17 protein-coding genes and 1 pseudogene are annotated in these 20,764 nt (G+C 44.6%); 13 read left to right on the forward strand and 5 right to left on the reverse strand.

The features are described from left to right. Nucleotides 1-326, reverse strand: a pseudogene (locus X919_RS17320) (transposase); the annotation flags it as partial. Between the two features lie 368 nt (nucleotides 327-694). After that, nucleotides 695-2,404 carry a Na/Pi cotransporter family protein gene (locus X919_RS0112045; RefSeq protein ID WP_028900325.1) on the reverse strand — a complete coding sequence of 570 codons (1,710 nt, stop codon included), beginning with the start codon at nucleotides 2,402-2,404 and terminating at the stop codon, nucleotides 695-697. A 125-nt stretch (nucleotides 2,405-2,529) separates the two neighbouring features. Between X919_RS0112045 and X919_RS0112050 the strand changes: the two genes are divergently transcribed. Continuing rightward, nucleotides 2,530-4,191 (forward strand): nucleoside kinase, encoded by a 1,662-nt coding sequence (locus tag X919_RS0112050; RefSeq protein WP_028900326.1) that lies wholly within the window; start codon nucleotides 2,530-2,532, stop codon nucleotides 4,189-4,191. Further along, nucleotides 4,169-4,366, forward strand: a complete 198-nt coding sequence (locus X919_RS0112055; protein WP_028900327.1) for a hypothetical protein — start codon at nucleotides 4,169-4,171, stop codon at nucleotides 4,364-4,366. Before X919_RS0112050 ends, X919_RS0112055 begins: the two co-directional genes overlap by 23 nt. Here X919_RS0112055 and X919_RS0112060 read toward each other — a convergent pair. Beyond that, complete coding sequence (locus X919_RS0112060; protein WP_028900328.1) at nucleotides 4,361-5,512, reverse strand: hypothetical protein; 1,152 nt, start codon at nucleotides 5,510-5,512, stop codon at nucleotides 4,361-4,363. The genes X919_RS0112055 and X919_RS0112060 overlap by 6 nt on opposite strands. A gap of 121 nt (nucleotides 5,513-5,633) precedes the next feature. Here X919_RS0112060 and X919_RS0112065 point away from each other — a divergent pair, with 121 nt between their 5' ends. Both X919_RS0112065 and X919_RS0112070 read left to right on the forward strand, forming a co-directional pair. Beyond that, nucleotides 5,634-6,500, forward strand: a complete 867-nt coding sequence (locus X919_RS0112065) for a patatin-like phospholipase family protein (protein WP_028900329.1) — start codon at nucleotides 5,634-5,636, stop codon at nucleotides 6,498-6,500. 38 nt (nucleotides 6,501-6,538) lie between these two features. Continuing rightward, the gene (locus tag X919_RS0112070) at nucleotides 6,539-6,718 is read left to right on the forward strand and encodes a DUF4250 domain-containing protein (RefSeq protein WP_028900330.1); all 180 of its coding nucleotides are present in this window, start codon (nucleotides 6,539-6,541) and stop codon (nucleotides 6,716-6,718) included. Nucleotides 6,719-7,226: 508 nt separating this feature from the next. On the opposite strand, the gene X919_RS0112075 is transcribed toward X919_RS0112070, so the two are convergent. Both X919_RS0112075 and X919_RS0112080 read right to left on the reverse strand, forming a co-directional pair. Beyond that, nucleotides 7,227-8,711, reverse strand: coding sequence for an alkaline phosphatase family protein (locus X919_RS0112075; protein ID WP_028900331.1), 1,485 nt, complete (start codon nucleotides 8,709-8,711; stop codon nucleotides 7,227-7,229). Nucleotides 8,712-8,723: 12 nt separating this feature from the next. Next, a complete protein-coding gene (locus tag X919_RS0112080; RefSeq protein ID WP_028900332.1) occupies nucleotides 8,724-10,010 on the reverse strand; it encodes a histidine-type phosphatase in 1,287 nt (428 codons plus the stop codon). 183 nt (nucleotides 10,011-10,193) lie between these two features. On the opposite strand from X919_RS0112080, the gene rpoN reads away from it, so the two are divergent. From rpoN to X919_RS0112130, 9 genes are all read left to right on the forward strand, one after another. Next, complete coding sequence (rpoN, locus tag X919_RS0112085) at nucleotides 10,194-11,705, forward strand: RNA polymerase factor sigma-54 (RefSeq protein WP_028900333.1); 1,512 nt, start codon at nucleotides 10,194-10,196, stop codon at nucleotides 11,703-11,705. A gap of 195 nt (nucleotides 11,706-11,900) precedes the next feature. After that, nucleotides 11,901-12,518: a phosphatase PAP2 family protein gene (locus X919_RS0112095; protein ID WP_028900334.1), complete on the forward strand. Its 618-nt coding sequence runs from the start codon at nucleotides 11,901-11,903 to the stop codon at nucleotides 12,516-12,518. 41 nt (nucleotides 12,519-12,559) lie between these two features. Continuing rightward, nucleotides 12,560-13,066 (forward strand): 5-(carboxyamino)imidazole ribonucleotide mutase, encoded by a 507-nt coding sequence (purE, locus tag X919_RS0112100; RefSeq protein ID WP_028900335.1) that lies wholly within the window; start codon nucleotides 12,560-12,562, stop codon nucleotides 13,064-13,066. An 87-nt stretch (nucleotides 13,067-13,153) separates the two neighbouring features. Next, nucleotides 13,154-15,001 (forward strand): 4-hydroxy-3-methylbut-2-en-1-yl diphosphate synthase, encoded by a 1,848-nt coding sequence (locus tag X919_RS0112105; RefSeq protein WP_028900336.1) that lies wholly within the window; start codon nucleotides 13,154-13,156, stop codon nucleotides 14,999-15,001. Nucleotides 15,002-15,056: 55 nt separating this feature from the next. Then, nucleotides 15,057-16,658: an RNA-binding domain-containing protein gene (locus tag X919_RS15425; RefSeq protein WP_051502533.1), complete on the forward strand. Its 1,602-nt coding sequence runs from the start codon at nucleotides 15,057-15,059 to the stop codon at nucleotides 16,656-16,658. 127 nt (nucleotides 16,659-16,785) lie between these two features. Beyond that, nucleotides 16,786-17,121: a ribosome-binding factor A gene (locus tag X919_RS0112115; RefSeq protein ID WP_004381367.1), complete on the forward strand. Its 336-nt coding sequence runs from the start codon at nucleotides 16,786-16,788 to the stop codon at nucleotides 17,119-17,121. Between the two features lie 26 nt (nucleotides 17,122-17,147). Next, nucleotides 17,148-18,380 carry an FtsX-like permease family protein gene (locus X919_RS0112120; protein ID WP_028900337.1) on the forward strand — a complete coding sequence of 411 codons (1,233 nt, stop codon included), beginning with the start codon at nucleotides 17,148-17,150 and terminating at the stop codon, nucleotides 18,378-18,380. 203 nt (nucleotides 18,381-18,583) lie between these two features. Continuing rightward, nucleotides 18,584-19,810 (forward strand): XAC2610-related protein, encoded by a 1,227-nt coding sequence (locus tag X919_RS0112125; RefSeq protein ID WP_028900338.1) that lies wholly within the window; start codon nucleotides 18,584-18,586, stop codon nucleotides 19,808-19,810. A gap of 204 nt (nucleotides 19,811-20,014) precedes the next feature. Next, the gene (locus tag X919_RS0112130; RefSeq protein ID WP_028900339.1) at nucleotides 20,015-20,623 is read left to right on the forward strand and encodes a hypothetical protein; all 609 of its coding nucleotides are present in this window, start codon (nucleotides 20,015-20,017) and stop codon (nucleotides 20,621-20,623) included. Nucleotides 20,624-20,764: the final 141 nt, after the last annotated feature.

Raw genomic sequence — 20,764 nt, forward strand, 5'->3', positions numbered from 1 at the left:
CCATCAAGATAATCTCTGTTAGTTTCGTTTTTGACAAACTTGCGATAGAGTATTTTGCCTGATGAAGCATTCTGAAACAGCATCACACCAAATGTCCTGGAAAAGTGTGTTGTATCCAATATTATTACTGCAGATTTGGGGTAAGTAGCAGTAAAGCTATCTACTACTAAGCTCAACCTATGTCGTATGGTTCGCTCTGAACATTTATAAAGAGTGGATAGAGCAGAAATCGTTCGAATTGCTGTCAGATAGTCATTCCATAGAGAAATATTATTTATACGCAGACCACCTTGAAATTGTCTGCCACAATCCTTGCAGGAATACATCTGAACAGAACGTAGATGCCCATTCTTTTTAACATTTGAGCTATTACAGAAGATACAGTTTTTTTATTCATAGGTTTTCAAATGCTGCAAAGGTAAATAAAAGAATTCCGAGAGATTTCAGCCTACCAAATGTCCATTACGCCACATTTTCAATACCCATAGAGAGACGAATGAGGTCGGGTGCAATACCCGCTTCACAGAGTTGTTCATCTGTAAGTTGTCTGTGTGAGGCTTGCTGAATGCTTCTTTATATACTACCAATCTTCGTCAGAACCTTTGTCTCTTGGTAGAACCCTTGGAGATACTCTACAATGAACTATGCATTTAATCGGGTGAGGATAAATGTCATCTAATGATAGAATTCAGGGCTAACTCTCGTGTTGACGCGTGTTGGTGCGCGCTTCCACTACATTTACAACGTAATCGCCCAACTTTTCACACTCTTGAACAATGTCCATATATATTGTTCCTATGGTATAAGTGTAAGCATGTGAATTCACATCATTGATGTTTTGTGTGCGCAACTGATTACGATAGTTGTTGATTTCGTTCTCGATGTTGAATGACTTATTTACATCAATAGCCTCACGAGTGTGTGAGAACATATAGTTCATTTGCTCCAAAGCATTGTTGGTGAGCAAGAACATCTGGTGGAGATGGCTGTATTGTTGCGGTGTGAAATCCTCTTTACCATTCATGCGTCTGTGGATGGATCGTGCCATATTGAAACAGCTATCGCCGATACTTTCTATCTCACTAATCTCACGAAGCATAGCACGAATTTTAGCCTTTGTTTCATCACTTAGATGCAAATCGCTCACCTCGTTGAGGTAGTTGGCAATCTCTATCTCCATGCTATCGCTGATACCCTCATATTTTTCAATGCGGTTGTAAATCTCCAAAAACTTCTCTTCGTTGTGCTCTTCCAAAAGGTTACGCACCATGCCAAACATGCGTTGAATGCGTTCTGCAAAACTTGAAATCTCTTTCTGCGCTTCGAGCACGGAGAGTTCTGGCGTCTTCATGATACCCGTTTGGATGAAACGCAAGCGGAAATCGTCCTCGTCGGCCTGCTTCTTTGGCTTAATAACGAAGCAAACAATCTGTTCAATTTGTTTGATGAAGCCCATTAATACACAGGTGTTAATTACATTGAATGCCGTGTGGAAGGCAGCCAAAGCAAAGCTCAGCTTCGCAGCATTGGCGGCAAATCCTGCGTCGTGTGCCATGAGTTGGTCGTTATAACCTACCAACCCGCATACCGTATGTACGAAAGGACGGAACACGATGAGCATCCAAAGCACTCCGAAGAGGTTGAAAAACATGTGTGCAAAGGCTGCTCTTCGTGCCTGGGTGTTGGCTGTGAGCGAGGCTAATATTGAAGTAACTGTGGTGCCAACATTCTCGCCCATCACTAAAGCTATACCTTGATAGATAGGTAAAACACCTGTAGAACAAAGGATCATGGTGATGGCCATGATGGCAGCCGAGCTATGAACGAGCATCGTTAACACGCTACCAATGAGCAAGAAGAGAATGGTTGTCGAGAAACTTTGAGGGTCGAAGTTGGCAAAAAAGTCAATGACTGCTTGATTATGTGCCAAATCCATCTCCTTACCCGTAGCACTTAACGTGCCTAAACCAAGAAACATAAAGGAGATACCAAAGATGAAATCGCCAATAATCTTACGCTTCTTTGAATAAATTAGGATGAGGGCTATGGTGAAAGCTGGCCATACAAAATCGGTGAAATGAAACGAAAAGCCTGCACTCATGATCCAGGCTGTAAGCGTGGTACCAATATTTGCACCCATAATCACCGAGATGGCTTGTGCCAAGGTGAGTAATCCTGCATTTACAAACGACACCGTCATCACTGTGGTTGCCGTGGAACTTTGCACAGCAGCTGTGACAAATGCACCTGTAAGAATGCCTGTGAAACGGTTGGTTGTCATGGCTCCTAACACGTGTCTGAGCTGTGGCCCAGCCATTTTCTGCAAGCTATCGCTCATCACTTTCATGCCATACATCAGCAAAGCCAATGCACCGATGAGCTTAAAAATTATCCAAATCGACATATTATTTGATTTTATATCATCTAAATCGTGTGGGAATACAATCTTTTTTATACCTTTGAATAGGGCGAAGCGCACTTTGCACGCTTGGCCAGAAATCACATTGCAGAGATATAAACATTATAAACATGGAACATCAAGTTCAAATTCGTTGCAAAAATAATAAAAAAACAATGAAAGTGGCTATCGGAAGCACACTTTCTGAAGTTTTTTCTGCATTTCAGTTGCCAATGACTTTTGGCCCTATTTGCGCCAAAGTGAATAACAAGGTTGAAGGAATGCACTTTCGCGTGTACCATAATAAAGATGTGGAGTTTTTGGATATGCACAGCGCTTCGGCCTCAAGGAACTACACGCGCACATTGTTTTTTGTGCTGTGCAAAGCCGTGCACGACTGCTATCCCAAGAGTTATGTGGTGATTGACATACCTGTTTCCAATGGTTATTTTGTGAATGTAGACCTTGGTAGACCGCTCGAAGCAGCCGATATCACACGCATTCGTGAGCGCATGCAGGCCATTATTGATGCGCGCATGCCCGTGAGACGGTTCGAAGTGACCACAGAAGCGGCTGTGGAGATGTTTAGAACGCGTGGCGACGAGGCCAAGGCTAAGTTGTTGGAAAGTTCGGGAAAGCTCTACACCACGTATTATCAGATTGACGACTATGTAGACTTTTATTATGGGTCGCTGCTCACCAACACGAGTCAGCTCTATCTTTTTGGATTGGAGCCTTATTTTGATGGCCTGTTGCTGCGCATTCCTTCTTTGGATAATCCTGCACAACTGCCCGAAGTGACCCAACAAAACAAGATTTTCGAACTATTTAAAGAGCACCACGCTTGGCAGAAAATATTGGGCATTCGCACTGTGGGCGACTTCAATGAGGCTGTAGAACAGGGCTATGCCACGGATTTAATTCATGTGAGTGAGGCTTTGCAAGAGAAGAAAATTGCGCAGATTGCCGACGAGATTGCTGCACGCAGTGGAGTGAAGTTAGTGTTGTTGGCAGGGCCATCGTCATCGGGAAAGACCACCACTTGCAAGCGCCTGTCGATTCAACTTTTGGCCAATGGCATCAAACCGCTACAGATTAGTTTGGACGATTATTTCGTCAACCGCGCCGATACGCCGAAAGATGCACAAGGAAATTATGATTACGAGAGTCTTTATGCACTCGATTTGCCGCTGCTCAACCAGCAATTCAATGCGCTGTTTCGAGGTGAAGAGGTGGAACTGCCCAAATATAATTTCCAAACGGGCATGCGCGAAAAGAGTGGAAAACGCTTGAAGATGCAGCCCCACAATGTGCTTGTGGTTGAAGGTATCCACGCACTCAATCCAGAGCTCACCGCACAAATTCCGAGCGAACAGAAATATAAGGTGTATGCATCGGCGCTGACAACCATTCTACTTGACGACCATAACTATATCCCCACCACCGACAATCGGTTGTTGCGCCGCATTGTTCGCGACAATAAGTATCGCGGCGTGAGTGCGCAAGAAACGATTAAACGTTGGCCTTCGGTGCGGGCAGGCGAGAATAAATGGATTTTTCCGTATCAGGAAAATGCCGATGCCGTGTTCAATACCGCTATGCTTTTCGAGTTGGCAGTGCTGAAAACGCAAGTCGAACCCTTGTTGGAACAGGTGCCCGAATGGTGTGATGAATACAGCGAAGCCTACCGACTAAAGAAGTTTTTGCACTATCTGCGCCCCATTGGCAACCACGATATTCCGCCCACATCGCTGCTGCGCGAGTTCTTGGGTGGAAGCTCGTTTAAGTATTAAGCGCACGCCGTTCATCGCCGACGAGTGGCGTAAGCGAAAAGAAATGCAGCCACTTTTCAACGCAAAAGCTATCACTTTGCAGGGTAATATCGATGACTTTACCCTGCAAAGTGATAGCTTTTTCTTGGCATCATGCTGCGCTGACGACAACAAGCACAGCACGAGCCGACTATAATGACTTGCGATAGCAACGATGACGGCGATGCAACTCGGAGTCGAAATACGTCCATTCGTTTTGCACCGCATGATTGCTTTCCATCTGGTGCATAGCTTCGGCCCACTGGAAACCGCACTTGCGGAAGCGCGAAATGAGATCATTAAAGATTAAAGCATTGGCACCTTTCTTGCGATATTCGGGCAACACAGCAATCATCAGCAGGTCGACGGTGTCGGTTTTGTGCCACTTTAGCACCTTCAGTAGCTGCCACCAACCGAAAGGGAACAATCTACCATCGCGTGTCTTTTGCAATGCTTTGGAAAACGAGGGGAAACAAATGCCCACACCAACCATCTCATTGTTGCGGGTGGCATCAACCACCGACGACACCAAATCCAAATCGGCCACCTTAATATATTCGTTCACCAACTGTGTGATTTGCGCGTCAGACAGCTCCGAATAGCCATACAACTCCTTAAACGTGGCGTTGATAATCTCGAATACACGGCGCCCCTTGCCCTCATGCAATAGCTCATGGCGAGTGAACTTGTGCACGTGAATATCATAGCGTTTCTCAATCATTTCGCCAATTTTTGCAAACTTTGGTGGAATGACCTCGGGCACTTTGATGCGAAATTCCACATAATCGTTGTCCTTTTCAAAGCCTTCCATGTGCTCCATGTGGCGCATGTAATAGGGGAAATTGTAATTCACATACATCGTTGAAAGGCGGTCGAAGCCTTCAACCATCATGCCTTCGCGATCCATATCGGTGAAGCCTAATGGGCCAGCGATGGCATTCATGCCACGTTCGCGCCCCCATGTCTCTACTGTTTCAATCAGTTTGCGTGACACTTCCTCGTCGTCGATGAAGTCGAACCAGCCGAAACGCACCACCCGTTGTTGCCACTTTTCATTGGCACGATGATTGATTATGGCTGCCACGCGGCCCACCATTTGCTCGCCTTTGAATGCCATGAAGTAGCAAGCCTCACAACACTCGAACGACGCATTGCGGTCGCTGCGTAGTGTTTTCATTTCATCTTGAAACAAAAAGGGAACGGCATAGTCGTTGCCACGGTATAAATCGTAATAAAACTGGATGAACTGTCGCAAGTCTGCTCGACTTTCAACTCGCTTGATTTTAATCATTGAATGTCCCATCATGCAATTTTTAACGCACAAAAGTAATAATTATTTCTGAATTAAAACGTAACTTTGCGCCAGAAACCAACGACATACCCACACAAATGGGTGCTGTTGTACAGGTAAAAAGATTGTAGGAATGAAAACAGGATTAGTGCTCGAGGGTGGCGCATTGCGTGGCCTTTACACCATGGGCATCGTTGATGTGCTCATCGAAAAACATATTTTCTTCGATGGTATGATTGGTGTCTCGGCGGGTGCGGCCTTTGGTTGCAACTACAAGAGTCAGCAGTCAGGGCGTGTGTTGCGCTATAATCAGCGCTTTGCCCACGATTGGCGTTTCTGTAGTGTGCGTTCATGGCTCTGCACGGGCGACCTGTTTGGTGCCGATTTTGGTTACCACCAGGTGCCAGAAGAGCTCGATCCGTTTGATTTTAAGGCCTTTAATGCCCATCCAACAGCGTTTTGGCTTGTGGCTACCGATGTGGAAACGGGCAAAGCCGTCTACAAACAAATAACAAAGCGCATGCATATGGATGAGGTGTGCGAATGGATTCGCGCTTCGTCCTCGATGCCGCTGGTGTCGCAATATGTTGAAATCTATGGACAAAAGCTGCTCGATGGTGGGTTGGCCGATTCCATTCCGCTGAAATTTTTTAACGAGCAAGGTTACGAACGCAATATCGTTATCCTCACCCAACCGCGTAGTTACACCAAGCAGCCCAATAGGCTGATGCCCCTCATGCGCATGATTTATCATCGACAGCCACGCTTTGTTGAGACCATTGCGCGCCGACATGATATGTATAATGAGCAGTTGCGCTATGTTGCTGAGCAAGAAAAGATGGGCAAGGCTTTCGTCATCGCCCCCGAAGCAAAACTGCCTATTCAGCACATCACCCACGATCCGAAGCGTATGCAGCGCACCTATGATATGGGACGTCAGCAAGCATTGGCACTCTTATCGCAAATAAAAGCGTTTCTCGGAAACGAAACAACACGATAAAACAATATAAAACAACGAACATTTTTAAATTTTTGAATATGGAAAGATTACCCAACGACCCAATGATTTTGTTTAGCACAGTCAACATGTTGCTGCGCGACAACTATCAATCGTTAGACGAATTGTGCGACGATATGCACGTGAAACGTCAAGACATTGAAACGAAATTGGCCGATGCTGGTTTCGAATACAATGTAAAAAACAATAAGTTCTGGTAAACCTTGCGTGCCGAAAGGGCACAAAAGCTCATCGGGGCGAAGATGCAATACAACATCTTCGCCCCGATTGTCATTTTCTTTGCCTGTCAATGGCATTGTATAAATGCATTCTTGTGGAAGCAAGAAGCCTGCTTTGTTTAGGATGAATAGCCCTCAGTTTGCAGAAGATGCCAGGGCACTACTACCAATCTACCTTCGTTTGCCGGAAATCTCAAGAGCTATTGTCAACAAGCTTTAGTTGATAAAAATTCCATATTGATTTCTTACCAATAACTTTGGTTGATAAAAGTTCTACCTTGATTTCTTACGAATAACCTTGGTTGGTAACAAACCCACTTTGATTTCTTACCTATAACCTTGGTTAGTGAAAGCCCCATTTCGATTTCTTGCCAACTGACTTCGAGCTTAAAAATTCCATAGCGAAAAGTGGATAGCATGAAAAAACGAGTGTGCTTCGCAACACACTCGTCCTCCGTGATAAATACACTTTTTGTATCATGCAATCTTTTTAATCGTCAATCACCGACGTAATGGGATTGCCCACGCAGGCATTGGGCATCTGAATATGGAGCAATGCACAAATGGTTGGGGCAATGTCGGTCATGCGTGTGGGGGCGAAAGTCTCGCCTTTGTCAACACCCCAACCCATGAAAATGAGTGGTATATGAGCATCATCGGGGCTCCACAGGCCATGGGTGGTGCCTTTATAGGTGGGCGATGCTTTCACATTAATCCATCCAGGGTTGGTAACAATGAGCAAATCTCCTCCCCGCTCGCGGCTATATCCGTTGATGATACGTTCGCGAATAGGCTGCGGAATAGTTTGACTTTCCACATTGTTGTAGTCAACAACATAGGTGATATGAGGCTGTTGTTCGAGCCATTCTTTAGCAGCGGCCTTCACTTTATTGAGGTCTAAACCAGCGCTTTGGATAGCTTTGTGGTCGAAGTAAATGCGCAATCCATTTTCTCCTAAGAGCAGTTTGGCGTTGGTTGCAAATTGCTTTTGCAAAGCTTCGTTGAGCTTTGCAGCAAGTGTCCATGCTTCAAATCCTCCAGCAGGTAGTTTGTGGCTGCGCATAAAGTTGGGATTGTGAGAGCCACCATGGTCAGCTGAGAGAAAAAGCAGGTAGTTGCCGCGGCCTACAGTGGCATCTAAGGTGTTGAGAAAGCGCGCTAAGTCGCGGTCGAGTTGCAAATAAGCGTCGTGGATTTCCTGTCCGCGTGTGCTGAATTTGTGGCCGATAGCATCGGTCGACGAGACGCTGATGGCGAGCATATCGGTCTCGTTCCCCTGTCCAAGCCGCTCATTCTTAAGGGCAGCCTCAGCCATATCGAAAGTCATTGTGATGCCCTTGACGTTGGTTTTGAGGTCGAATCCTGGTGCCGTCTTGTGAGTCTTGTTGAATTGTTCCACCCAGGTGGGCAGCTGTTGCATGTAGTATGTGCTCGAAACGAAGTTCCCAGCGCGTGTGTCCCACCAATAAGCTGCGTCGGCACTGTGGCCAGCTGGCAAGATGGAGGCACGGTCTTTGAGGGCTACACCAATAACTTTTGAACGGAAATTGGTAGCGAGTTTGAGCTCATCGCCGATGGTTGAAGCAAGCAGGTTGCGTGGCGACATCTTGCCTTCGATGGTGTTTGAACCCACACTTTGCACGCTATCGTCTTGACAACAATAGGTGGGTCGGCCGTTGATGAAGAAGTCATTGCCGAGAATTCCAGTCAAAGCTGGTACGCTTCCCGTGTAGATTGACGAGTGACCAATGGCGGTAACGGTGGGAATATAGGGTATCATGGTATTTTGACAGCTGCGACCTTCGCTCAACAGCCGTTTAAATCCCCCCTCTCCAAACTCGTTATTGTAATAATAAAGGTAGTCCCAACGCATTTGGTCGACTACGATTCCAACGACCAATTTCGGTCGTCTTACTTGTGCATTCAGCACAGTGCAGCATGCTAAGAGCAAGCCTATAAAAAAGCATTTTTTCATTGTTATGCGGAGTTAGTTTACTTCAAGTTCGTGGATGCGTGCCAAAAAATAGGCTTTTACGTCATTCCATTTATAATAAGGTGTGGTTGCGCAGTTGATGGGCAGCCGTGCTTCGTGCTCGTTGCGCAGAATTTTCACCAAGATGTCTTTCTTCGTTGGGTGGCGATAGAACACGAGTTGGATGTTGCAGGCCATGGGGAAGATGCGATAATCTTGCCATCCGCGCTCATCAAGTTGGCCGAGATCGTCAATGCGCATGCCCAAGTTGTCGAGGTTCATGAGGCAGGAAAGTGGCATAACCATTGTGTCGTGGCCATAGCGTAGCGTTGCTCCTGGGTGTTGAAGTTGCAAGCAACTGTCGGCTTCGGCAATGATTTTGCGCAACAAGAACCGCTGCGACGAGGGCTGATGGCCGCCGTTAAGGGGCGAAGGTCCATAGGCAATGTACCAATAGGCGTTTTGCACTTGCCAGAGATTGTAGAGCTCATCGTCGGTGAAGAGGTCGTAGAGGCTCATCGTGTGGCGCAGCTCTGTGCTCTGCAAGTTGCCCGCTTGACGGAAAAGGGTTTCGTAGAGGGCGAGCGTGTCGACATGGTTTTTCCAATACTGCGTGTCGTTAAACAGCTCATTCATCACGCGTGCAGGCTGCTCGTGCTGCTTTTTGAAGTTGAGATATGCCTGCTTGGCAGCCACGGTGAAACGATTTTTGAAGAGCGTAGTGTCGTCGTGGTTCATGTAATACATATCGTGGTTGCTGGCATCGTGGCTGATAACGAGCTGCGGATTGCGGCGCACCAGCTGCTGCAAAGCGTTCTCCATGCTGAGAATGCAGCGTATGATGGTGGTGCTTTTGGCGTCGATATGCGTTTTGCCAGCGAAGATTTCTGGGAAATTCTTCATCATGCGTGCGGCAATCTGTTGGTGTTGCTGTGCGCCGAGCAATGTGAGTTCGCCGTCGCGTCCGGCAGCTGCATCGCGAATGATGCGCAGCTTCCGCAACACTTCCTTTCCTTTCGGCGTGAGTTTGCCGAGCGAGTCGGCCTGCATGAGCCACACAACGGGGCGCTGATAGTCGCGTTCGCCGATGAGCCAACGGCTACCATGTCGGCCATAATGGCTTAAGTAAAATGGCACATAGCCTTTGGGTGCAGGCGTGAATGGTTGCTTTTGTGGTCCAGGATAAGCCAAATAGTTGGCTGCCGACACACGTCTGTCGGCTTTAAAAATACTTCTTGTTGATTGTGCTTGGCTGCTAAAGCAAATGCTTAGCATGGCCAATCCTAATAAATAATGTTTCATTTCATTATACGTAGGTCTACATGTCATGCAAAGTTAGTAGAAAATATTGGATGCTCCCAACGTTTTACATCAAAAAAACGCGAAGTGTGAATTTTTGCAGTGAAATGTGTTTAAAGCAGCGTTTCTCTTTGTTTTGTTTCTGATTATCGTTACCTTTGCAATAGTTTTTTTGAGCATTCGTACATGGCACAGAAGTTAATACAAACGCAGGAGCAAAAGTTAACGCAGAATATGCGGCTATCGCAGCAGCAATTGTTGCAGATTCGTTTGCTTGAAATGCCACTCACCGAGTTAGAAGAAAACATCTATGCGGAATTAGACGACAATCCAGCGTTGGAGAAAGTCGACAACGATTCTTTATCTTTAGATGAAGAACGACACGAAGAGGATAACGAACCGGCGGATTTTGAAGCGCAAACCGAGAAAGAAGAGCGGCAGGATGCACTCGACGCCGCACTCGAAAGTATTGATAGTGACGATGTACTTCCTACGCCCAATTATGCTAACAATCATGACAATGCCGATTATGAGGAGATGGTTTATGGCGATACATTGTCGTTCTATGACCGTCTGAAAGCACAGATGGGCATGCTCACACTGAGCGATGAGGAATATGCCGTGATGGAATATCTCATTGGCAGTTTGGATGATGATGGCCTCTTGCGTAAAGACCTGAGTACCCTGAGCGACGAGTTGGCTATCTATCACAACATCGATGTGACGCCTGCACAGATTGAAGCTGTATTGAAGAAATTGCAAAGTATGGATCCTGCAGGTATTGGTGCGCGCTCGTTGCAGGAGTGCTTGTTGCTGCAAGTGGCGCGATGGCGTGAGGAAAAGGAAAGCACGCCACATGTATTAGATCTGTTAGAAGCAATTTTTAGGCAATACTTCGATGCGTTTACCAAAAACAATTGGGGCAAGATTAAAACGCAATTACATCTTACGGATGTGCAAGTAGAAGCACTGCAACGCGAAATTCGCAAGCTCAATCCTAAGCCAGGAGCCGCATTGGGCGAGACTGAAGGGCGTAGCTTGCAACAGATTACCCCTGATTTTATTGTTGATACTGCTGACGATGGCACTGTGACTTTCAGTCTCAATTGTGGTCAGTTACCCGAATTAAAGGTGTCGTCTTCATTCAAAGAGATGGCCGATGCCTATAAACAAAATAAGGAGGGCATGAGCCGTCAGACCAAAGAGGCCTTGCTTTATGCCAAAGAAAAGGTAGCGCGCGCACAAGGTTATATTACAGCCATCAAGCAAAGGCAGCATACGATGATGCTCACGATGGGTGCCATCATCGAGTGGCAGAAACGCTTTTTTCAGGAAGGAGATGAGACAGAACTGCGGCCAATGATTTTAAAAGACATCGCTGACCGCACGGGTTTGGACATATCTACTATAAGTCGCGTGAGTAATGTGAAGTATGCACAGACACGATGGGGCACCTTTCCGTTGCGCTTTTTCTTCACCGATACCTTCACATCGAGCACGGGTGAGGCCTTGTCGATACGGCAAATGCGCTTGGCTTTCAAAACAATTGTGGACAACGAGGATAAGCAACATCCGCTAAGCGATGATGCTTTGGCTAAGGCTATGGCTGCAAAAGGATTTCCTATTGCGCGCCGTACAGCATCCAAATATCGCGAGCAGCTGAATATTCCCACAGCTAAACTGCGCAAAGAAACATAGTATGTGATGGTGGTAGATGATGAATGCAATCACAAAAGCATGCAGATTGGTGCACAAAATAGTGCAAATAAGGATGTAAAAACATCTTGTTTAGTCATTAAAATGGCATTGTTTGCAAAAGGATAGCTGTATACACACAACATAAGGATAAAAAGGTTATATCAAAGCGCAATAGGAGGAGCGCAATAAACGTAAATGAAAGAGAAAGATTTTATCTTGGCTGCACGGGTAGTGAGTATGGTTTTTACTCCATTCTATCTGCCCCTTGTCGGGTTGATTGCGCTGTTTGTGTTCAGTTATCTGAACCAACTTCCCACAGCCTATAAGCTCTATGTGCTTGCCTTGGTCTACTCCTTCACCATTTTGTTACCCACCTTTCTTATTCGTTTCTATCGGCGCTATCAGGGCTGGAAGCCTTTCGATTTCATTGTAAAAGAGCGACGCATGGTGCCCTATGTCATCTCTATTGTGTGCTATTCGGCTGCTTATTACACCATGAATGCCTTACACATACCCCATTTCATGGGCAGCATTCTTATCGCTGCACTACTCATTCAGGTGTTTTGTGCCTTCATTAATGTGGGTTGGAAGGTGTCGGTTCATTCCGCAGCCATTGGGGGTGTTGTGGGAGCTTTGCTAGCTTTCTCACTCATTTTCGGTTTTGATCCACTATGGTGGCTTTGTCTCACCCTCTTTATCTCTGGCGTTGTGGGTAGCAGTCGCATGCTGTTGCGCCAACATTCACTGTCGCAAGTGGTGGTAGCCTGGCTCATAGGCTTCTTCATGGCATTTATCGTCATTGCACGATTTTAAAATAGTATTTTCATCAACATCAAATTATAATAATATTTCTTATGACTCCAATCGTTAGCATTATTATGGGTAGCACGAGCGATTTGCCCGTGATGGAGAAAGCTTGTCAATGGTTGAACGACCATAAAATTCCTTTCGAAGTGAACGCTTTGTCGGCACATCGTACGCCTGATGCCGTTGAACGTTTTGCCAAAGGTGCACAGGCACGTGGCATTCAAGTGATTATTGCCGCAGCAGGCATGTCGGCAGCTTTGCCGGGTGTGATTGCAGCTTCGACCGCTTTGCCTGTTATTGGTGTGCCCATTAAAGGCATGTTAGATGGATTAGACGCGATGTTGTCGATTATTCAGATGCCTCCTGGCATTCCTGTTGCCACCGTTGGCGTGAATGCAGCGCAAAATGCGGCCATCTTAGCGGCACAAATCATTGCCCTTTCCAATCAGGAGGTCGCTATGAAAGTAGCTGAATGGAAAGCTGGTTTAGGACAGAAAATAGAGAAGGCCAATGCTGATTTGGCACAAGTGAATTACGAATATAAATGTAATTAAGTCCCCTTTCGCGGGCAACTCCTTCATCAGGGGGCTTGCAAGGTGCAGGCCATTGGCAGGCAGTGAATGGTTAAAAAAGAGAAACGGATGGTTGATATCTTTCAATATAAACGTAGGGAAACGAGTACAGTGCATATTGGTGACATAGAGATGGGAAGTGCATTTCCCATTCGGGTGCAAAGCATGACCACCACAAACACCAACGATACCGAGGCATGTGTGCGTCAAGCCCGTGAGATTATTGATGCGGGAGGCGAGTTAGTGCGTCTCACAACGCAAGGAATACGCGAGGCTGAGAACCTTAAAAACATTCATGACGGGCTGCATGCATTAGGCTATCACACGCCGTTGGTGGCCGATGTGCATTTCAATCCCAACGTGGCCGATGTGGCATCTCGTTTTACCGAGAAGGTAAGAATCAATCCCGGCAACTATGTTGACCCTGCAAGGAAGTTTATTTTGCAAGAATATTCCGACGAAGAATATGCTGAAGAACTAAAAAAAATCGAATCCCGCTTTGTGCCTTTTCTCAACCTCTGCAAGGAAAATCACACGGCCATACGCATTGGTGTGAACCATGGTAGCCTGTCAGATCGCATCAGAAACCGTTATGGTGATACGCCCGAAGGTATTGTTGAAAGCTGCATGGAGTTCTTACGCATTTGTCAGCGTGAGGCTTTCCACGATGTAGTGATTTCGATTAAAGCCTCCAACACCGTGGTCATGGTGCGGTCGGTGCGCCTGTTGGTGGCCGAAATGGAGAAAGAAAATATGCACTATCCGTTGCATTTGGGTGTGACCGAGGCCGGCGAAGGTGAGGATGGGCGCATCAAAAGCGCCGTAGGTATTGGTGCTTTGCTGGCCGATGGCATTGGCGATACCATCAGAGTGAGCCTCAGTGAAGAGCCGGCAGCCGAGATTCCCGTGGCACGTCATTTAGTTGATTACATCGGGAAGAAGGAAGGACATTTGCTCGTTCCGGGAACAATGGCCAAGGCTTTCAACTGGATTCGCCCCGAACGGCGCTTCACCCGCGCCGTGAAAGGTATTGGAGGCAGCAACCATCCTGTGGTTATTGCTTCTGCATGGAGCGGCAATGCGCAGGAGGCCGATTATATTTATGCGGGACAACAATTACCCAAGGATCGGAAAGAAGGGCAGAAATACCTCATCGATTATGACCAATATGCCCAGCTTGACAACGCGATGGGCGTTTATCCTATCTTTCCTGTGTCAGCCGTTCCATTCATCGGTATGACGAAAGCCGACCTCAAGTTCCTTGTATTGCAGTTTGGTGCGCCTGCTGAAGAGTATTTAGCTTGTTTGAAACTCCATCCCGAAGTAGTGGTGGTTTGCATGAGCCATCATCAAAATCGTTTGGCCGACCAGCGTGCGTTAGTGCACGAGATGTGGGCTGCCGGAGCCTATAACCCCGTGGTATTTGCAGAGATGTATCAGCATTCGGCCAGTGAAAAAAGCGAGTTTCAGTTGGAAGCAGCAGCCGATTTAGGGGCTTTGATGATTGATGGGCTCACCGATGGCATTTGGTTGATGAACGATGGTGACCTGTCTCAGCAGGTGATTACCGACACCGCCTTTGGCATTTTGCAGGCGGCTCGTCTCAGAACAAGTAAAACCGAGTACATCAGTTGTCCCGGATGCGGACGCACCCTCTATGATCTGCGCGAGACCATCGCCCGCATTCGTGAAGCAACGAAAGACATGAAGGGGCTGAAAATAGGCATCATGGGTTGCATTGTGAATGGTCCTGGTGAGATGGCCGATGCCGATTATGGCTATGTTGGCGCAGGTGTTAACCGCGTAAGTTTGTATAGAAAGCAGGTTTGTGTGGAGAAAAATATTCCTCAGGAAGTGGCCGTCGACCACCTGTTAGCGTTGATTCGTAAGGATAGAGAGCAAGGAACAGAAGTATAGGTCGTTAGAAGTAAATGGTAAGAAGAATGAAAGTGGTCTCTTAAACCTATCCTTTATGGCACTACCAATCAACATAGAAGACTTGCTGCATAAACAAAGGGTCGAGTCAAATCGTATTGAATTTAAAAGGGGATGGAATCCTTCGTCCATTTATCGTACAATCTGTGCCTTTGCAAATGATTTTGATAATTTAGGTGGAGGATATATTCTAATAGGTGTAGAAGAAGAGAATGGTTTGGCGAAACGTCCTGTATGGGGTATCCCAAATGAACAATTGGATAAGATTCAGCGCGAGATTCATCAGTATAATCAACTTTTTGAACCCTTTTATGCTCCCCGTATATCTGTGGAAGACGTTGATGAAAAGAGTGTTTTAGTTATTTGGGCTCCTTCGGGAGCAGAACGTCCTTATGCTGTTCCTGCAGAAGTTCATGCGAAAAACAAGAAACCTACCTATTATATCCGTTATGGAACGTCTTCCATTGAAGCCAAAGGTGAGTTCTTAGAACAACTGCGCGATATGGCTAATCATGTACCTTTTGACGATAGAGGGAATGAGAATATTTTTCAAAAAGATCTTTCTCCAGTACTTTTAATGGAGTATCTGCAAACAGTAGGTAGTAAACTGGCTCATAGTGACTTGACAAATCGTTTTGAACAGGTATTAGATGACATGGGATTGTTAGAAGGTCCTTCGGAAAAAAGAGTCGTTAAGAATGTTGCTGCAATGATGTTTTGCAACACACCAAATAAATTCTTTCCTGTGACACAAGTTGATATTGTTATCTTTCCTGAAGGGCGAGAAGCAAATCCTAATCATATAATTGAAGTTCCTTCAATAACAGGTTCAGTTCCAACGATGATAAAGAAGACGTTAGATTATCTTAAAGTGAATGTTATTAAAGAGCAGATTATCAAGCCTAAAGACCATGAGCAGTCAATAACATATTACAATTACCCCTATCAAGCTTTGGAAGAAGCCGTTGTGAATGCGCTTTATCATAGAGATTATCGTGAACGAGAACCTGTTGAGATAACAATAGAACCCCACCAGATAAGTATTTTGAGTTATTCCGGCCCAGACAGATCAATTAGCAATGAAGCAATAAAAGAAGCTAAGTTGCTAAGAACAAGGAGATATAAAAACAGAAGGTTGGGTGAGTTCCTAAAAGAATTAGGCTTAACAGAGGGACGCGCGACGGGCATTCCTACGATTCAAAAGACATTAAAAGAAAATGGTTCGAATAAAGCTACGATAGAGACCGACGAAGCAAGGAGCTATTTTTTAATAGATATCCCTTGCCATCCAAACTTCAAACAAAATCATAATAGGAATGGAAAATTAGCGTTACAATATTCTAAACTTCACCATGTCTTGTCCAAGATGTGTCCAAGATGTGTCCAAGATGTAGGTGTTGAAGTGGAAAAGGGTTGGCTTTTATGCTTACAACGTTGTGGAGTAGCCATTTCGGCTGTCGAGTTATTAGATGGGATAGAAGATATTTCATTGAAACAAAGAAAGCGGAAATATCTTCAGCCTCTTTTAGATTTGGAGCTTATTGAGATGACAATGCCTAATGTTCCAACGTCGCGTAAGCAAAAATATGTGCTCACGACCAATGGGAAAAGTGTATTATCTCAAATCCAAGCAGAATAGAAGTGACACCGAAAAGGCTTCTAACAGCTAAAAATTGCGTACCTTTGCAAGCATATAGATAAGCGAACAATCATTGTTTGTATAGTAAATTTGTAGAAGGAGTAGTTCATTTAAACGATAAAACGATATGCAAGAGACAAGACAAAATAAGATTTCAAGGTTGTTTCAAAAGGAGTTGGCAACCATTTTTCAAGAACAGACCCGAGCGATGCATGGCCTGATGGTGAGCGTTACGCGGACGAAAGTAAGTCCCGATTTGGGTATTTGCACGGCCTATCTGAGTGTTTTCCCGAGTGAGAAGGGTGACGAACTGCTCGAAAATGTGCGCAAGAATGTGAAAGCCATACGCTATGAGTTGGGCACCCGCATTCACAATCAGGTGCGTATCATTCCCGAATTGCGCTTCTTTATCGACGACAGCCTCGACTATATAGAACACATCGACGAATTGTTGAAAAAATAAAGGCCCGCGTTAGGCATCGCGTCAACATGAATTTTCCTTTTTATATTGCCAAACGTTATCTCTTTTCAAAGAAGAGCACCAACGTGATTAATGTCATTTCGCTGATTTCGGTCATCGGAGTTGCTGTTGCCACCATGGCCTTAGTGATTGTGTTGAGCGTGTTTAATGGCTTTCATGACTTGGTAGCTACCTTCTTTACCAACTTCGATCCTCAATTAGAAGTGGTGCCTGCTAAGGGGAAAACGGCTGCGGCCAACGACCCATTGTTGGCCAAAGTGAAGGCGTTGAAGGCGATTGATGTGGCTACCGAAACGGTGGAAGATCAGGCTTTGGCCATCTATCAGGGACGACAGGCCATGGTAAAGGTGAAGGGTGTGGACGACAACTTCGACCAATTGACCCACATTCGCGACATTTTGTTTGGCGATGGCAACTATAGTCTGCACGCAGGCAACCTACAATATGGTATCATGGGTATCCGTTTGGCTAATAGTTTGGGCACGGGTGCACGCTTTGGCGACTATCTTCGCATCTATGCACCGCAGAAGAACGGGCAATTTGATGCCACCAATCCGGGCGATGCCTTTGTGGTCGACTCGCTGTTATCGCCGGGTGTGGTGTTTGCCGTGAACCAAAGCAAATATGATAAGAACTACATCATCGCGCCCATTGCCTTTGCTCGCCATCTGTTTGGGCAGCAAGGACGCCTCTCGGCCTTGGAGTTGCGCTTGAAAGATGGAAGTGATTTGGAGGCTGTAAAACGTGAAATCCAAACTCTTGTAGGGACGAAATATAAGGTGTTAGATCGTTTTGAACAGCAAGAAGACACCTTTAAGATTATGCAAATAGAAAAGGTGATGGCCTATATCTTTCTCACCTTCATCTTGGTAGTAGCTTGTTTTAACATCATCGGGTCGCTGTCCATGCTCATCATTGACAAGAAAAACGATGTTGAAACACTGCGCCATTTGGGCGCAGATGACAGGCAAATTGCACGCATCTTCTTGTTTGAAGGTCGACTTATCTCTGCTTTTGGAGCTATCTTAGGTATTGGCTTAGGACTGCTTCTGTGCTGGCTTCAGCAACAATATGGTTTGGTGTCGTTGGGCAACAGCGCTGGGAGCTTTGTGGTGAATGCCTATCCTGTGAGCGTACACTATGACGATGTGCTGCTTATTTTCGTCACTGTGCTCGCCGTTGGCTGGCTCTCGGTGTGGTATCCTGTTCGAGTAATGGGTAAAAACATAGAAAGGGGTTAGCCCATAGCAGATACCGTTCGGGCGGTGTAAGCTTTTTCCTTGGATTTTACTTACGCCTTTCGCTCTGAGGCTGTAAAGTTTGTTGTTTCACTGTGCTTTCAATCAGAGCATCATAAGCATACATTTTTCCTAGTAGTAAAGACCTTATTTGAGCGATTAGCATCCGATTACGGGCTCTTTATTAATAAACAAAAAGTATCAGTATGAATAGATTATTGCAAGTTACACTTCTGCTTGCCCTCTTTACGCAGGTCTGCTTTTGCAAAACAAGAGAGGATTTGATAAGCTTCGATTATAGCCGAATTTTTATGAATGGAGACTTAATTGGATATATCGGTGATGGTCAGAGATTATATATGCATTTTGACAGGATCTATAAAGATCAAGTTAATCCTTTATTCTACAATATAGAGGGCAAAAGTCGTGTTAAACAGAATATTTGCAACTTTAAGGGAAAAATTGAGATTGACTCCATCATTCGTAGACCAGACGATTGTCATTTGGTTGAAAGATATACCCTTTCAGCCAAATATTTGCTGAGAGAAGACAGCATACAACGCGGTACAGGAATTTTTAAGGGACAATTATCTTCCTGTTTCTTTGTTTATAATGACTCTGTTTATTTTGATGATTTAGAGGGCGGAATGGATGGCCATCATAACAACCAATTTGAGGGGGTATGGCGTTCTTATCGTGTAAACGTGAAGAAGAAAGCTAACTTCGGGATAGGCAGAATCCCGGATTCCCAAAATCTGGATATAGGGGCTGATGAATTTAGAGTAAATAGAAGTAAAATTACTCTTGGGTGGAGAACCTTTTACTTGTACCAAAATGCAAAAGGAGACGAATACCAAGCAGCCTCAGCAGAAGAACAACGTGAATGGTGGAAAACGAATCATGAAACAGTCGTTACGTGGACATCTAAAACAAAAGGCAACTCTGTTCTTGTCGATATACTTAGGAATTCTAAATATCTGCAAACCATAAAATTAAATAGTCCGAATCAAAACTACTTGGTTTCACTGGAAGATTATAATTTTGATGGTTACAGGGATATTGCCATAAGTCACGGCGATTCTGACTCCTTACACTTGTACCTTTGGTCTCCAACACAAGGTAAATATGTGGAACAGCCGTCATTCGAGAAGATTAAAAATCCCTCTCTCGACAAAGATAATCAATGCATAGTTGGCAATCAGTTTCTTGACGACAACAACATTGAATATAATCTGTATAAGTTCGAGAACAACCGGTTTCTACTTATCTCCACAATAATAAAAGAAGCTGGGGCAAACAATTACAAGAAAATGACAGAATATGATTTGGACGGTAAGATAAAAAACAGAAAGGAAAATCTAACTTATAGTCAGTTGTGTGAGTTTTGGAGAAGTTTCTTTCTCATTGATTATATTATAGAGAATTGCTATTAAATGCACAACGTATGTGTTATGTTTGTAGCACCAAGATAGGTGAAATTTCTGACATATCCAAGTGTTTTGAGGATATTGTTTCCCAGGCACTTGGAGTTCTCACAAGAATTTATGCTGCGGAATTAAGGTCTTTATAGTCTTTATACGAAGATTTTAGAGGAAAGAATACTGACTGGTTAATACCGCTGAATAGTTACGAACTGAATGAAAGCATTAACATTAAATAAAATACTGAGAGATTTAACCCTCTCTGATAAATTTACCAAAAAAGGACGGTTAGCGTACTATATTGTGACTCATAGAACGGGGGCGATGGTTTTAGTTGGGCTATATTTAGATAAGTCTATTGATTCTACATCGTTCATTGTTTATTATTTCGCCCAATGTCTTTATGAACCATTCTGTGCATTAAATTTTAGTTTAGGGGATAGAATCGGTTCCTACTGGGATATAGATAGTATTCCAGATTTACAAGAAAAAATAAAAAAAATTGATTTGTTTAACAAATTGAACACGTTTGATGATTTTGTATATTTCTTAAATAGTCATCCTTTCTATGGAGATAGACTTGCCCATGACAATTATATGGCATTAACCTACTTCATCCTAGAGCAGTACGATAAGTCCTTGTTGTATTTGAATAAGATAATACTTATGGAAAAGGATGTAGACTTAAAATCTTGTTCTCAAGAAGTGAAAAATGCTCGCTTTATTAAAAATGCCATAAATAATTGTAAATACAATGAAGGTCTGTTACAGATTATAAAGTGGCAAAATCAAACAATTAAAGATATTGGACTGATAATCAAGTAAATATTTGTGTATATTGTTGTCCGATAAAACTTTTTGTCCATTCATATCTTTTTAATTCAGAATAAGACCTCAATTCCGCAGCATTATTCCTTGTGAGGTACTTTTATATATTGAAGTGACATTTTTGGGATTTATCCATTG

The organism is Prevotella sp. HJM029, from assembly GCF_000599605.1.
Lineage (GTDB): Bacteria > Bacteroidota > Bacteroidia > Bacteroidales > Bacteroidaceae > Prevotella.

What these genes read in the sequence shown, in the direction of transcription:
- purE (WP_028900335.1), top strand. Translation starts at nt 12,560, where the DNA reads ATGACTCCAATCGTTAGCATTATTATGGGTAGCACGAGCGATTTGCCC.
- X919_RS0112125 (WP_028900338.1), top strand. Translation starts at nt 18,584, where the DNA reads ATGAATAGATTATTGCAAGTTACACTTCTGCTTGCCCTCTTTACGCAG.
- X919_RS0112070 (WP_028900330.1), top strand. Translation starts at nt 6,539, where the DNA reads ATGGAAAGATTACCCAACGACCCAATGATTTTGTTTAGCACAGTCAAC.
- X919_RS0112045 (WP_028900325.1), bottom strand. Translation starts at nt 2,404, where the DNA reads ATGTCGATTTGGATAATTTTTAAGCTCATCGGTGCATTGGCTTTGCTG.
- X919_RS0112105 (WP_028900336.1), top strand. Translation starts at nt 13,154, where the DNA reads ATGGTTGATATCTTTCAATATAAACGTAGGGAAACGAGTACAGTGCAT.
- rpoN (WP_028900333.1), top strand. Translation starts at nt 10,194, where the DNA reads ATGGCACAGAAGTTAATACAAACGCAGGAGCAAAAGTTAACGCAGAAT.
- X919_RS0112050 (WP_028900326.1), top strand. Translation starts at nt 2,530, where the DNA reads ATGGAACATCAAGTTCAAATTCGTTGCAAAAATAATAAAAAAACAATG.
- X919_RS0112130 (WP_028900339.1), top strand. Translation starts at nt 20,015, where the DNA reads ATGAAAGCATTAACATTAAATAAAATACTGAGAGATTTAACCCTCTCT.
- X919_RS15425 (WP_051502533.1), top strand. Translation starts at nt 15,057, where the DNA reads ATGGCACTACCAATCAACATAGAAGACTTGCTGCATAAACAAAGGGTC.
- X919_RS0112095 (WP_028900334.1), top strand. Translation starts at nt 11,901, where the DNA reads ATGAAAGAGAAAGATTTTATCTTGGCTGCACGGGTAGTGAGTATGGTT.
- X919_RS0112075 (WP_028900331.1), bottom strand. Translation starts at nt 8,711, where the DNA reads ATGAAAAAATGCTTTTTTATAGGCTTGCTCTTAGCATGCTGCACTGTG.
- X919_RS0112065 (WP_028900329.1), top strand. Translation starts at nt 5,634, where the DNA reads ATGAAAACAGGATTAGTGCTCGAGGGTGGCGCATTGCGTGGCCTTTAC.
- X919_RS0112080 (WP_028900332.1), bottom strand. Translation starts at nt 10,010, where the DNA reads ATGAAACATTATTTATTAGGATTGGCCATGCTAAGCATTTGCTTTAGC.
- X919_RS0112060 (WP_028900328.1), bottom strand. Translation starts at nt 5,512, where the DNA reads ATGGGACATTCAATGATTAAAATCAAGCGAGTTGAAAGTCGAGCAGAC.
- X919_RS0112115 (WP_004381367.1), top strand. Translation starts at nt 16,786, where the DNA reads ATGCAAGAGACAAGACAAAATAAGATTTCAAGGTTGTTTCAAAAGGAG.
- X919_RS0112120 (WP_028900337.1), top strand. Translation starts at nt 17,148, where the DNA reads ATGAATTTTCCTTTTTATATTGCCAAACGTTATCTCTTTTCAAAGAAG.